Below are 13,368 nucleotides of genomic sequence, written 5' to 3'. Positions count from 1 at the left end.
AGCTCTACAGCCCCCCATCGCCCGACATTGACAAAGCGCGGCGGCGCTGGAATGACACTCTGCGTCATTAAAAAAGGGCTCTCTTGCTTCGATTTGCCGGAACGCCAGGACCGCAGCCGCAGGAGCGTCCTTACGCGGGCATCGCGCCACGAGAGGCGGGTTTGGCATGAAAGTCTTGATCACCGGCGGCGCCGGTTTCATCGGGTCCGCCGTTTCGCGCGCCTTCATTCGCGACAGCGAAGATCATATTCTCGTTTTCGACAAGCTCACCTACGCAGGCAACCTGGCGTCCCTGCAACCGATCGCCGGCGATCCCCGCTTTTCCTTCCTGCAGGGCGACGTCTGCGATCGCGCCGCCGTGGCGCGCGCGCTTTCGGAATTTCAGCCCGACGTCGTGATGCATCTCGCGGCGGAAAGCCACGTCGATCGCTCGATCGACGGCCCGGCCGCCTTCATCGAGACCAATCTCGTCGGCACCTTCGTCCTGCTGGAAGCCGCGCTCGAATATTGGCGGGCGCTTCCCGCGGACCGCGCGAAGCGCTTTCGCTTTCAACATATTTCGACTGACGAGGTGTTCGGCTCCCTGGGCTCGGAAGGACTCTTTCGCGAGGATACGCCCTATGCGCCGAATTCGCCCTACTCGGCCTCCAAGGCCGGCTCGGACCATCTCGTGCGCGCCTGGGGACACACCTACGGTCTCCCGACCGTCGTGACGAACTGCTCCAACAATTACGGCCCCTATCATTTCCCCGAGAAGCTCATCCCGCTGATGATCATCAACGCCATCGAGGGCAAGCCCCTGCCCGTCTACGGCAAGGGCGAGAACGTCCGCGACTGGCTCTATGTCGAGGATCACGCCGCGGCGCTCATGCTCGTGGCGCGCGACGGCGTTCCCGGGGAATCCTACAATGTCGGCGGGCGCAATGAATGGCGCAACATCGACGTGGTTCACGCGATCTGCGACCTGATGAACGAATTTCGCCCCCGGGCGGGCGGCTACCGCGACCTCGTCGCTTTCGTGACGGATCGTCCGGGGCACGACCTTCGCTACGCCATCGACAGCACGAAGATCGAACGCGAACTCGGATGGCGCCCGGCGGAGCGATTCGAGACCGGATTGCGCAAGACGGTGCAGTGGTACTTGGAAAACCCGGATTGGTGGCAGGCGATTCGGTCGGGCAAATATCGCGGCGAGCGGCTCGGCGTCATCGACGGCCAGAAGACCTCCGCGGCTTGAGTCTCGAACGAGGGGATAGCGGCAGTGTTCGAAGATCTGGAAATCGAGGGCCTCAAGCTCGTGACGCCGAGGAAATTCGGCGACGACCGCGGCTTTTTCTCGGAAACCTACAATGCGGCCGCCTGGGAGAAGGCTGGGCTGCGCTACAACTTCGTGCAGGACAATCATTCCCTCTCGCGCGACGTCGGAACGGTGCGCGGCCTTCATTTCCAGACCCCACCCTTCGCACAGGACAAGCTGGTGCGCGTGGTGCGGGGACGCATCGTCGACGTCGCCGTCGACCTTCGACGTTCGTCGCCGACTTTCGGCCGCCACGTGGCCGTCGAACTCTCCTGGGACAACTGGAGGCAACTCCTCGTCCCCATCGGCTTCGCCCACGGCTTCGTGACGCTCGAGCCCGACACCGAGGTCGTCTACAAGGTCACGAACTTCTATTCGCCGCAGCATGATGGCGGCGTCGCCTGGAACGACCCCGACCTCGGGATCGACTGGCCGGTCGCCGACGACAAGGCGGTTCTCTCGGCGAAAGATCAGAAACTGCCGCGTCTGCGCGACATCGCCGAGTTGTTCCCGTGACCCTGCGTCTCGCCGTCACCGGACTGACCGGCCAAGTCGTGAGCGCGCTCATCGAGCGCGCGCCCAGGGACGTCGAGATCATCGCCCTCGGCCGTCCGCAGCTCGATCTCGGCGTCCGCGGCGCCGTGCTCGCCGGGCTGCGCCACGCCGGATGCGACGCGATCGTCAACGCCGCCGCCTATACGGCGGTCGACAAGGCGGAGAGCGAGCCGGACGTCGCCATGCGCGTCAATGGCGACGGCGCCGGCCATGTCGCGGAAGCGGCGGCGGAGCTCGGCGTTCCGTTGCTGCATCTGTCGACGGACTATGTTTTCGACGGAACGCTCGATCGCGCCTATCGCGAGGACGATCCGACCGGCCCGACCGGCGCCTATGGGCGCTCCAAGCTCGCGGGCGAGCAAAAAATCGCGGAAATCCATCCCGATCACGCGATCCTGCGCACCGCCTGGGTCTACAGCCCCTTCGGCGCCAATTTCGTGAAGACGATGCTACGGCTCGGCGAGACGCGCGACGAGGTCGGCGTCGTCGCCGACCAGTCCGGCAATCCGACCTGCGCGCTCGACATTGCGGACGCGCTGTTCGCCATTGCGCGCCGCCTCCGCAGCGACGCCTCGCCGGATTTGCGCGGCGTCTTCCATCTCACCGGACAGGGGGACGCGACCTGGGCGGACGTGGCGGAAGCCACGTTCGCCGTCGCCGCGCAACACGGGCGAAAGCCGGTTCGCGTCAGGCGAATCGCCACGGCGGATTATCCAACGCCCGCGCGCCGGCCGGCGAACTCCCGTCTCGACAACACGAAGCTCGCGACGCGCTACGGGGTGACGCTGCCGCCGTGGCGGCGGTCTCTCGAAAGCTGCGTCATCCGCCTCCTCGAGGCGTCAAAATAGGACATTCGCATGCGGGGAATCATTCTCGCCGGAGGAAGCGGCACGCGTCTCCATCCCATGACGCTCGTGACCTCGAAACAGCTGCTTCCGGTCTATGACAAGCCGATGATCTATTATCCGCTGAGCACGCTGATGCTCGCGGGCGTACGTGAAATTCTCATCATTTCGACGCCGGAGGACCTGCCGTCCTTCAAGCGGCTGCTGGGGTCGGGCGCCCAATGGGGCCTTTCGCTGTCCTACGCCGTGCAGCCGAAGCCGGAGGGGCTGGCGCAGGCCTATATCATCGGCGCCGAATTCGTCGAGGGCCGCCACTCCGTCCTCATCCTCGGCGACAACATCTTTTACGGCCACGGCCTTCCGGACGCGCTGACGCAGTCGCATCAGAGCTCGGCGACGGTCTTCGCCTATCATGTGCGCGATCCGGAACGCTATGGCGTCGTCGACTTCGATGCGACCGGCCGGGCGATCTCCATTGAGGAGAAACCGGCCAAGCCGAAATCGAACTGGGCGGTGACCGGGCTCTATTTCTACGATACGCGCGCTGCGCAATTCGCCGCCGGCCTGAAGCCCTCGCCGCGCGGCGAACTGGAGATCACCGATCTCAATCGCGTCTATATGGAGCTCGGCGAACTCAACGTCGTGCGGCTCGGCCGCGGCTTCGCTTGGCTGGACACGGGCACCCCCGAATCCCTCCTCGAAGCGGGCGAATATGTCCGCGCCATCGAGCAGCGACAGGGACAGCGGGTCGCCTGCCTAGAGGAAATCGCCTTTCGCGCGGGATGGATCGACGCGGCGCAAGCCCGCGACGCCGCCTCGAAGCTCGCGAAGAGCGGATACGGCCAATATATAGAGCAGGTTCTGAGCGAACGCGACCTATAGGGTCGGGGGCGCGCGCAGGGCGCGCAGCTTTTCCGCGAAGGACCGAATCTCGAAAACCGGCGCGGCGTCGGAGGCGAGCGGCTTCGGACGCGCGCGCGGGACGATCGAGCCGACGCGCGGCTCCATCGTCGCGACCGCCGATTCGATCGCATCCGCGAGCGCCGCGGGCTCCAGCAGGTCAAGAGAAACGACGTTCTCGAATCGATTCGCGAGATTTTTGCCTTCGAAGCCGTTCGTGATCGTCAGCAATCCGGCTTCCGCCATCTCGAGCGGCGGATAGCTCGGATGGGGCGAGAGCATGAGCGAAACGCCGACGCTCGCCCGGCTCAGATAGCGCGCATAATCCTCCAGACTGGCCTTTCCGCCGACGGCGGCGTTCTGCACGGGATAGAGCAGAGCGTCCGGGAATTCCTCGCCGAGAAAGACGATGCGCCAGCGGCTCGCCCGGATCGGATCGCGCTGCTGCCACCGGAAAAGCCCGTCGCAGATCATTTCGAAGCAATTGCGGTTCACGTTCGGACGTCCGTAGACGAGGAGCAGACGCTCCCGCGGCGCCTCCTGCAAGGCGGCCGAAATGCGTTCGTTCATGACGTAGGGGACGCAATAGGCGTCCCGGAAGCGGTATTTCGCGGTCATCACCGAGAACAGTTCTTCCGAGTTGATGATCGCGATCGTGCGGTCGCCGTGACGGTAGGTCGCCTCCGCCAGGGCGTATCGCGAGCTGCGCCCATGGAAATAGGGCTCGTCGTCCTGGATCAGATAAATGAACGGCAACTCGCTCCCGAAAAGACGCGCGCGGTCGCGCTCCAGATCGAGAGCGAAACCCGCAGTCCACCAGGCGGTCGCAATGAAAATGTCGTTCGCGCGCAGATCGAGCCGGCTGCCCTCGCGCTCATAGGCGTCGATGAGAATGCGCCGTCCCAGATCGAGACTGGCGGCGTGGGGCGCGGCCTCGTAGTCGGGAAGCGCGGCGTAGCCCTCCGGCTCGATGTCCGCGTCCGTCGCGATGATGCGGCGGTCGTAGTCTTCGCCAAGCGCGTCCGCGAGTTCGGAGAAGAGCTTCATCGCCGTCGCGATGCCGCCGAAGATCTGATGTGGATTGACGGTGGGTGTGAGCAGGTTGAGGCGCGGACGCTCGTTCCGCGAAGGATAAGACAGAAGCTGTTTGATCTCGAGTATTCCCCGGTCCTGCGGGCGCAGCCCGTTGTCGACATTTCCGAGACAGGGCTGGAAGACCTTCAGCCGGTGCGCCGGGAGATCCTCCCGGGCGTTCACGGTCAGCAGCGTCTGCGGCATGGGATAAAGGTCGCGACGGGCGATCTTGAGCCATTCGTAGCCTTTCGACTCCGCGATCATCAGCAGGCAGCGCTCAATGGCGTGGGCGAGCGTGCCGTCGACATGGCCGCCCTCCTCGGGAAAATCCTCGAAACCGATGTCGAGATCGAGCAGCGGCCGGAAGGCGGCGCTTCGACCCCAGAACATCGAGCCCGAGGGGAATTCGAGCACGAGATTCTTGTCGATCTCGACGCCCATGCGCTTCATGAGCCCGCGCGCGAGATCATAGTCGTAGCCCCAGTTCAAAATCCCGCGGATCTCGAAGAGATGCTGGGGAAAGACGACGCCGATCTTCGGATCGTCGAACAGGAGAAGGTTCGAGCGCACGATGTCGGGCGAACCGAGAAGATGCTCGAGCAGATAGTCACGCCAGCGCGCGAGCGCCTCGCCGCCATGAGGCGAACGCTTGGTGTGCAGATGAACGAACAGATCGTAATTGGCGTAGACGTCCCGGAATCCGAAAAATTTCGCTGCAATGTCGCGGCCGCGGTTGGGCGTGATCCGAATGTCGACGCGGCCCTTGCGCCAGCTTCGGCAAACCTCCTTGAGCGCCTGTTTCTTCTCCGGCGAATTCGTCGAAACGAAAAGATCGACCGGCGTCGGGACGTTTTCGAGCTTCTCCAGCACGAGCGGCATGATCTCGGGGTAGAAGGCGTGAACGATCGCCGCGATCGGCCCCTCCGCCCGCGGTTGCGGGTCGAAGGCGAAAGGGGTCTCGAGCGCGAAGTCCAGTTCGTTCGCCGGCCGGCGCGAGGGGACGACGCCGTCGGGCTTGGTCAGTTCGTATGTATGGTAGTAGCTGATGGCGCGCTCGCGCAGCGGATCGTTGATCGGGTTCCGGCGGCGTCCGAGCGGCGGATCGTAGGTTGCGGCCGTCTGCCGCAGCACTGCGCCGATCGTCGCGCGAAACCCGTGCTCGCGCAGAAAATGCGGCCCGTCCCGAAAAATGTCCCTGGGCGCCAGAAAGACGCCCACCGGGGAATCGACCAGCTTGGCCGCCTCGCGCATGGCGGCCCCATAGAGGGCGACTGGCCCGCGGGTCGTGAAAATGACGTAGCCGTTGCGCAGGTGACGGCGAACGGCCTGAAAAGCGGTTTCCTGTCTCATGTCCTCTGTCTAGCCCAGCCGGCGCGGGAATGGCGCCCCCGGAAGCCGCGGACGGTCACCGATTAGCCAGAAATCCGTCCTAGCAACGTCAGGTCGGTCCGCCGCGGGAAGCTCATGATCGCTCTCGAAAACGTCTTCAAATATTACAAGTCGAACGGACACCGGAAGATCGTCCTGAACCACGTCAGCGTGGATTTCAAACCGGGGCGAAGCTATGGAATCCTGGGCGTCAACGGCGCGGGAAAATCGACCCTCATGCGCCTAATGTCGGGCACCGAGCTGCCCAATGGCGGCCGCGTGCGCCGCTCGGCCCGCATCTCCTGGCCGCTCGGCTTTTCCGGCGGTCTGCACCCCCTGCTGACGGGGCGCGAGAATGTGAAATTCGTCGCGCGCGTCTACCGGCAGGACGTGCGCAAGGTCGTCAGTTTCGTCGAGGATTTCGCGGAGATTGGCTCCTATATGGACGTGCCGATCCGCACCTATTCGTCGGGCATGCTGGCCCGCCTCGCCTTCGGCCTATCGATCGCGATCGATTTCGACTGCTATCTGATCGACGAAGTCACCGCCGTCGGCGACGCCCGCTTCTCGGCGCGTTGCAAGGAGGAATTCGCCAAGCGGAAACAAAAGTCGGACATTATAATGGTTTCGCATTCGATGACGACGATCAAGCAATATTGCGACCGCGGCATTGTCCTCGCCGGAGGGCAGATGCATCTCTTCGACAATGTCGACGACGCGATCGAACTCTACAAGAAACTCAATGCCTGAGCCGGGAGCCACGAACCGGCCGGGCGCGAGCCCCCTCGCCCGCGCCGCGCCGCGCGAGGCGATGCGGCCCGAGGACGCAGAACAGGCCGCCAAGGCGATCTCTCGCGCGCTACGGCGCGCCGCCAACAAGTCGCGAACGCCCACGAGCGTCATCGCAGGCGGCGGCGGGTTCAAGGCCCGTCGCGGCGACCGAGCCTTCCGTGCAGGCCTCGTCGCCAGCTTCGTGGCCTGCGTCGTCATCCCGGTTCTCGCAGCGTCGATCTATTGGGGACTGATCGCGAGCAAGCAATATGTGACGGAAGCCAAATTCGCGCTGAAATCCGCCGACAGCTCGTCGCTCACCGCGCTCGGCGCCGGCGGGGGACACGGCGACCAGCAGATGCAGGACGCGCAGGTCGTCGCGGACTACATACGCAGCCGCGCGATGGTCGAGGCGCTCGACAAAAAGCTTGATCTGCGGGCGATGTATTCGCGGCCGGGCGTCGATTATTTTTCCGCTTTCGACCCGACCGATCCGATGGAGCTGCTTGAAAAATATTGGAAAAAGAGGGTCGACGCCAGTTTCGACATGTTGTCGGGGATCATCTCGGTCCACGTCCGCGCCTTCACGCCGCAGGATTCTCTCGCAATCACGCAGAACATCGTCGAATTCTCGGAGCAACTGGTCAACGAATTGTCGACGCGCTCGCGGCGCGACGCGCTGGCGCAGGCGCGCGCGGAGTTGACGCGCGCGGAAGAGCGTCTGAAGTCGGCCACGGCGACGATGAGAGACGCGCGGAACGCGGAGGGCGTGCTCGACGCGCCCACCGCGGCCGACGCCATCAACAAGATCATCACGCAGTTGAGATTCGAGCTCTCCGCCGCTCAGGAAAGCCTCGCGCTGCAGGCGAGCGCCGCCGCGACGGACTCGCCGCAGGTGCGGCTCCTGCAGGCGCGCGTCAGCAGCCTGAAAAAACAGATTGCGGATTATTCCGCGCAAATCGCGAGCGCCGACAATAGCGGATCGCTCGCGGGGCATGCGGGCGTCCTGTCGGAACGGCAGGTGGATCTCGCCATCGCCCAGCAACAATATGCGCTGGCCTCGACCGCTTATGAAAACGCGCGCGTCGATCTGGAAAGTCGCCGCGCCTATCTTTCCCCTTTCTTGCGTCCGACGCTGGCTGAAAAATCGATCTATCCGAGGCGCTGGATCGAATGGTCGATCATTGTCGCGCCGGCGACGCTCGGATGGGCGATTCTCGTGGCGCTGGCCTTCCTCGTCCGCGATCATATGGCGAAGTAAAGGAAGCGGGGCGGCGGGCTCGCCGTCTCGCGCGCCTTCAATCGATCTGGTCGTTGATGCTGGCGACCACGAGGGAAACCACCGCCCAGGCGACGACGAGAGACGCGAAAACCAGGATGGTGTTGGCGATGACCCTCGGATAGGTCGCCGACTCGGGAAGAGTAGGCGTCACGATGGTCACGAGATAGAGCTGCTGGCGCTCGAGATCCTGACGCGCAGTCTGATAGGCCGCCTGCGCCACGGTGTACATCTTTTCAGCGAATTGCTCTTCCAGCTTGAGCTTCTCATAGGTCGCGATCTGCGCCGATACGGTGTCGGACGCCTGACCGTCGGTGAGCTTTTTCTTCAGTTCGGCGAGTTGCTGGTCGATCGCCGCGATGCGCGTTCTCCGCAAGCGCGTCGCGGGCGACTCGCTCGACAGGGACGAGGAAAATGTCGACAGGGAATTGACGAGTTCGATCCGCTCCATCGTGAGCTTGGTGATCATCTCGGTCACGCTCATCGCCTGGGCGCCCGGGTCGATCATCACGTTCAGATTGCGGAACTGGAGAACTTTCTCGCGCGCTTCCGCGAGCTTTTCGCGCGACAGATTGACCTCGATCTCCGACAGCGCGAGAGCGTCCGCACGGTTGCGCACCGTGATCTTGTTGACGAGCGTTTCGCTCAGGCGAACGATGTCTTTCGCGATATCGACCGCGTCCTGCGCTTGGAAGGCGTCGACGCGAACGGTTAAAATGCCCGAGAGACTGTCGACGCTGGCGTAGACGTGGCTCAGCCAGTATTTCCACAAATCCTCAAGGGTCGAATTTCTGGAGAGCCGCGAGAAATAGTCGACCCCGGAGGCTGAGAACTTGCGCTCGAGATACGGCCGCCCGCCGAGATCGAGCAGGATGGCGCGGCTCTTTATGTAATTGAGGACCATATAGGAATTTTGCGTATCCTTGCTCGGTCCCCCGGCGGAGCCGGTGAGCTTGGAAATCATCGAGGACGCGTCGACGCCGCTCTGTTCCTTCTTTTGCGCCTCACGCACCGTCAGCCGCGCCTCAGTGACATAGCGCTCGCTTTGCCAGAGCGCGGCGTAAAGCCAGTAGAGAAAGGTCGGAAGCAGGACGACCGCGACGAAACTGCGCCATAGAAGCCCGCCGCCCGAACCGGCCGCCGTGAAGGCGTCCGCAACGGCGTCCCCGCCCTGACGCCAGGGCAGCGCCGGCAGCCTGTTTTTCCAATCGTCAGCGACCGATTGAAGATCGCGGCCGCGCGGAAGCTGCGCGCCGAGTCCCGAGCGCGCCGCAGTCACCAGACTCGAAAGCCTGGAGAATCGGGAGGGCGTGGGTGTGTTCATCTGCCTTCATCCGGCGGTTGGCGCCGGCTCTCCAGAATCTCGACCCGCCCGCGCTCAGGCGCCTCGCCGCGGCAGAAATTATCGAGCGGAGAAGAATGGCGCAAGCAGAGCCCTATGGCAGACTCTCCTCATAGGCGTATAGCGACAAACCTGGGTTGAAATATGGATCGTCCCGGATGACAGCCCGCCAACGTTGCGTGAAATAGCTCCTCTCGCGGTCATAAACCTGTTGCAGACGCAATCCGCCGCCGCGACTGGCGGACTGGCGGTGGATCAACAGAACTTCCGACTGGCAGATCGTTCGCCAGCCCCGTTCGGCAAGGCGGAGGCAAAGATCGACGTCATTGAGATCCACCGGCAGGTTCTCCGCGTCGAAGCGGCCGACGGAGTCGAACTTGCGCCGCTCGACCATCAGACACGCCCCGGTCACCGCAGCAACTTCATGGGGCACGAGGTTGCGGGCCCACCAGCCGGGTTCCTGTTCGCTGGCCCCCGCGCCGAAATGGCCGGCGACGCCGCCCATCCCAAGCAGCACGCCCACATGCTGGACCCGGCGATTGGGGTAGAGCAGCTTGGCGCCCACGGCGCCAACGTCTGGACGGCTGGCGAAAAAGAGCAGCCTCTCGATCCAATCCGGCGTGAGCAGCTCCGTATCGTTATTGAGGAACAAAAGATAGTCAGCGTCGACGACATCGGCCCCGGCGTTGCTCAGCGCGGAAAAATTGAAGGGACCAGGCGCAGGGAGCACGCGAAGACGACGGTCGCGCGCCTGCATTTGCGCGAGCAACTGATGCGTTCGAGCTTCAGCGCTGTCATTGTCGACGACGACCACCTGGAAATTGCCGTAGGAACTGCGCTCGAAAAGGCTTGAGAGACAAGGCTCCAGGAGGTCGGCCCGGTCCCGCGTGGGAATGACGATGCCGACGGCTGGCGGCTGCCCCTTGTATCGGGCGTCGAGACGGCGAACGGTGGGAGCAGAATCTTCGGGAAGTTCGAGCAATGGCCGGGCGATCGCGTGGACTTCGTCTGGGCCGCATGTCGCTGCGATGCGTTCCACGATATCTTCGGCGGCTCGACTGTCGCACAGCAGATCCTCGGTCAGGAGCTCTGCGCGGAAAAAAGCGGCCCGTCCGATGTAAGGGCAGGATGTGTGGAGCGTAGGGCTCCAGCGGGGTTTGAAGACGCGCCGCGCAGGCGCGCCGCGACGTCGCCTGATTTCGTCCGAATAGGCGAGATGTCGGTTCGGGCGGAGGAGAAAAGAAGCGGCGAAGGCGTTGATCGCGTTTTCGAGGAAAACATCTCCCGCTCGAATGCAGGCGATCAAATCGGGCGTTGCCGGATGCGCGCCGTCAGCGGCAGACGGGAACCTGTCTCGCCAGAAGGCTCGACGGCTCTCGGCGGCCGCTGAGGAGGCGGCGCCGAGAAACCGTATGCCGGCTTTTGCGTAGGATTGAGCCAGAATCGAATTGCATGTGGCGTCGATCGCCTCCGCTTCTGCGCCGCCAATTTCGATAAGGATTTCGATACGCAACGTTGCATCGGCGTCAACGAACGATTGCGCCGCAGGACGGGAAGCGCGCCGCGCCCTGCGCCATGCTTCATAGCTTTCGAGGGGCGCGGCCCCCAAGGCCCACCGCCAATTGAGCTCGGCTTCCGCCTGCAGCCTCACGAGACCGGCCGACAAGGCGAAGAAAAGACGCTTGGGCGCACGCAAAGCGCGCGCCAGCACGTCGAATACGGAGGCGCTTTCGAGTGACAGGACGGAAAAATCGAAAGATCCTTTTCGGTTAGTGGGACTGATCCAGATTTCGACGCAGCCCTTCGGAACGTGTGCGAGAGCGATTCCGACGTCGTCGGTCGGCGCCGGCAGGATATGGTCAAAAAAGGCTTCGGGGCCTGTCCAGAATCGCATAACCGGTCGAATCGGATCGTCGACCCTGCCCGCGACGTAATTCAGAAAGAGAAACCCGTTGACATCCCTGCGCGTCCCGTCAAGACGGAGGCGAAACCAGGGATTGTCGGAAAGAGACGCATATCGTCCGTCCGATATGACAATGTCTTTTGCGGGTTCGAGCGCGAATCCGGCGGCACGTCCAACGGAAATATCAGCCAAGAACGCCTCTTTTTCGTCGCGGTCCCCGGGAGGCGCTTGAGACTGTCTGCTATGAAAGAGACAGGCCGACCAAAAGATCGGCGCGACCGACAGTTGGAAGGGGCGGAGACAAACGTCCGCAGAAACCGCTTTTAAGCAGACAGGGGCGCAGGGTCAACAAGCCGGCAGCGGCTCAGCCGACATTTCCATTAATCTGGATGCGGGGGCAGGATTTGAACCTGCGACCTTCAGGTTATGAGCCTGACGAGCTACCGGGCTGCTCCACCCCGCGGCATGGTTCGTAGGAAGCGCGGCGTGGAATGGGGTGTCGCGGCGCTTTTTAGAGGGGATCGTGAGGAGGCATTTTTTGTGATGTGTTTGGCAGGCCTGGCGACGACCTACTCTCCCAGGTCTTGAGACATAGTACCATTGGCGCTGAAGCGTTTGACGGCCGAGTTCGGGATGGGATCGGGTCTGATCGCTTCGCCGAAGGCCACCAGGCCGGCGAAACACATCGGAAGCAAATGGGATTTCCATTTTGTCACGTAGTGTGATGGGCGTTGATAAATGAGAGCGATCAAGCCGATCGAGCTATTAGTACCGGTAAGCTACGCAGGTCGCCCTGCTTCCACACCCGGCCTATCAACGTGGTCGTCTTCCACGGCTCTCGAGGGAGAACTGGTTTTGAGGTGGGTTTCCCGCTTAGATGCATTCAGCGGTTATCCCGTCCATACATAGCTACCCTGCACTGCGGCTGGCGCCACAACAGGTCCACCAGAGGTATGTTCATCCCGGTCCTCTCGTACTAGGGACAAATCCTCTCAATTCTCCTACACCCACGGCAGATAGGGACCGAACTGTCTCACGACGTTCTGAACCCAGCTCACGTACCACTTTAATCGGCGAACAGCCGAACCCTTGGGACCTTCTCCAGCCCCAGGATGTGATGAGCCGACATCGAGGTGCCAAACAACCCCGTCGATATGGACTCTTGGGGGTTATCAGCCTGTTATCCCCGGCGTACCTTTTATCCGTTGAGCGATGGCCCTTCCACGAGGGACCACCGGATCACTATGACCGACTTTCGTCTCTGCTCGACTTGTCTGTCTCGCAGTCAGGCAGGCTTATGCCATTGCACTCGACGAGCGATTTCCGACCGCTCTGAGCCCACCATCGCGCGCCTCCGTTACTCTTTGGGAGGCGACCGCCCCAGTCAAACTGCCTACCATGCATTGTCCCGGCGCCGGATGACGGCGCGCGGTTAGACATCCATGACGATAAGGGTGGTATTTCAAGGGTGGCTCCACACGAGCTGGCGCCCATGCTTCAAAGCCTACCACCTATCCTACACATGCCGACACGAATGCCAATGCAAAGTTACAGTAAAGGTGCACGGGGTCTTTCCGTCTGACCGCAGGAACCCCGCATCTTCACGGGGAATTCAATTTCACTGAGCTGACGTTGGAGACAGCGGGGAAGTCATTACGCCATTCGTGCAGGTCGGAACTTACCCGACAAGGAATTTCGCTACCTTAGGACCGTTATATTTACGGCCGCCGTTTACCGGGGCTTCAATTCAAGGCTTGCACCTCTCCTCTTAACCTTCCGGCACCGGGCAGGCGTCAGACCCTATACGTCATCTTGCGATTTCGCAGAGCCCTGTGTTTTTGTTAAACAGTTGCCACCCCCTGGTCTGTGCCCCTCCGATCTGGTTGCCCAAACCGAAGGCCTCCTTATCCCGAAGTTACGGAGGTAAATTGCCGAGTTCCTTCAACGTCATTCTCTCAAGCGCCTTGGTATGCTCTACCAGTCCACCTGTGTCGGTTTCGGGTACGGTCTGATGCAGGGGCTATTTCCTGGCGC

Annotated in this window: 9 protein-coding genes, 1 tRNA gene and 2 rRNA genes (1 of these 12 only partly in view); 6 read left to right on the top strand and 6 right to left on the bottom strand. The window is 62.6% G+C overall.

What is annotated here, in order from left to right; translation table 11 throughout:
• Positions 1-166: 166 nt before the first annotated feature.
• The 4 genes from rfbB to rfbA are packed head-to-tail and all read left to right on the top strand — an operon-like array spanning position 167 to position 3,579.
• Positions 167-1,237, top strand: a complete 1,071-nt coding sequence (gene rfbB, locus ACV959_RS02245) for a dTDP-glucose 4,6-dehydratase (protein WP_475738300.1) — start codon at positions 167-169, stop codon at positions 1,235-1,237.
• Between the two features lie 24 nt (positions 1,238-1,261).
• Positions 1,262-1,813, top strand: coding sequence for a dTDP-4-dehydrorhamnose 3,5-epimerase (rfbC, locus tag ACV959_RS02240; RefSeq protein WP_475738299.1), 552 nt, complete (start codon positions 1,262-1,264; stop codon positions 1,811-1,813).
• Positions 1,814-1,815: 2 nt separating this feature from the next.
• Positions 1,816-2,700: a dTDP-4-dehydrorhamnose reductase gene (gene rfbD / locus ACV959_RS02235; RefSeq protein WP_475739570.1), complete on the top strand. Its 885-nt coding sequence runs from the start codon at positions 1,816-1,818 to the stop codon at positions 2,698-2,700.
• A 9-nt stretch (positions 2,701-2,709) separates the two neighbouring features.
• Entirely contained in the window at positions 2,710-3,579 is an 870-nt protein-coding gene (gene rfbA / locus ACV959_RS02230; protein WP_475738298.1) for a glucose-1-phosphate thymidylyltransferase RfbA, read from the top strand.
• Here rfbA and ACV959_RS02225 read toward each other — a convergent pair.
• A complete protein-coding gene (locus tag ACV959_RS02225; RefSeq protein WP_475738297.1) occupies positions 3,574-6,021 on the bottom strand; it encodes a rhamnosyltransferase WsaF family glycosyltransferase in 2,448 nt (815 codons plus the stop codon). The two genes, rfbA and ACV959_RS02225, sit on opposite strands and share 6 nt — an antisense overlap.
• A gap of 114 nt (positions 6,022-6,135) precedes the next feature.
• Here ACV959_RS02225 and ACV959_RS02220 point away from each other — a divergent pair, with 114 nt between their 5' ends.
• Complete coding sequence (locus ACV959_RS02220) at positions 6,136-6,789, top strand: ABC transporter ATP-binding protein (protein WP_475738296.1); 654 nt, start codon at positions 6,136-6,138, stop codon at positions 6,787-6,789.
• A complete protein-coding gene (locus ACV959_RS02215; RefSeq protein ID WP_475738295.1) occupies positions 6,782-8,071 on the top strand; it encodes a KpsE/RkpR family capsule polysaccharide export protein in 1,290 nt (429 codons plus the stop codon). Before ACV959_RS02220 ends, ACV959_RS02215 begins: the two co-directional genes overlap by 8 nt.
• Before the next feature lie 37 nt (positions 8,072-8,108).
• On the opposite strand, the gene ACV959_RS02210 is transcribed toward ACV959_RS02215, so the two are convergent.
• From ACV959_RS02210 to ACV959_RS02190, 5 genes are all read right to left on the bottom strand, one after another.
• Positions 8,109-9,413, bottom strand: a complete 1,305-nt coding sequence (locus ACV959_RS02210; protein WP_475738294.1) for a KpsE/RkpR family capsule polysaccharide export protein — start codon at positions 9,411-9,413, stop codon at positions 8,109-8,111.
• 112 nt (positions 9,414-9,525) lie between these two features.
• The gene (locus ACV959_RS02205) at positions 9,526-11,526 is read right to left on the bottom strand and encodes a glycosyltransferase family 2 protein (protein ID WP_475738293.1); all 2,001 of its coding nucleotides are present in this window, start codon (positions 11,524-11,526) and stop codon (positions 9,526-9,528) included.
• Positions 11,527-11,720: 194 nt separating this feature from the next.
• A tRNA-Met gene (locus ACV959_RS02200) sits at positions 11,721-11,797 on the bottom strand.
• Between the two features lie 93 nt (positions 11,798-11,890).
• Positions 11,891-12,006 (bottom strand): 5S ribosomal RNA (gene rrf, locus ACV959_RS02195).
• Between the two features lie 72 nt (positions 12,007-12,078).
• Positions 12,079-13,368, bottom strand: a 23S ribosomal RNA gene (locus tag ACV959_RS02190) (it continues 1,653 nt past the right edge of the window).

The sequence above is a fragment of the Methylocystis sp. Se48 genome (assembly GCF_056269425.1).
The sequence above is the reverse complement of the archived record's forward strand: the minus strand, read 5'-3'. Positions and strand labels throughout refer to the sequence as shown.

What these genes read in the sequence shown, in the direction of transcription:
- ACV959_RS02220 (WP_475738296.1), top strand. Translation starts at nt 6,136, where the DNA reads ATGATCGCTCTCGAAAACGTCTTCAAATATTACAAGTCGAACGGACAC.
- rfbB (WP_475738300.1), top strand. Translation starts at nt 167, where the DNA reads ATGAAAGTCTTGATCACCGGCGGCGCCGGTTTCATCGGGTCCGCCGTT.
- ACV959_RS02225 (WP_475738297.1), bottom strand. Translation starts at nt 6,021, where the DNA reads ATGAGACAGGAAACCGCTTTTCAGGCCGTTCGCCGTCACCTGCGCAAC.
- ACV959_RS02210 (WP_475738294.1), bottom strand. Translation starts at nt 9,413, where the DNA reads ATGAACACACCCACGCCCTCCCGATTCTCCAGGCTTTCGAGTCTGGTG.
- ACV959_RS02215 (WP_475738295.1), top strand. Translation starts at nt 6,782, where the DNA reads ATGCCTGAGCCGGGAGCCACGAACCGGCCGGGCGCGAGCCCCCTCGCC.
- rfbA (WP_475738298.1), top strand. Translation starts at nt 2,710, where the DNA reads ATGCGGGGAATCATTCTCGCCGGAGGAAGCGGCACGCGTCTCCATCCC.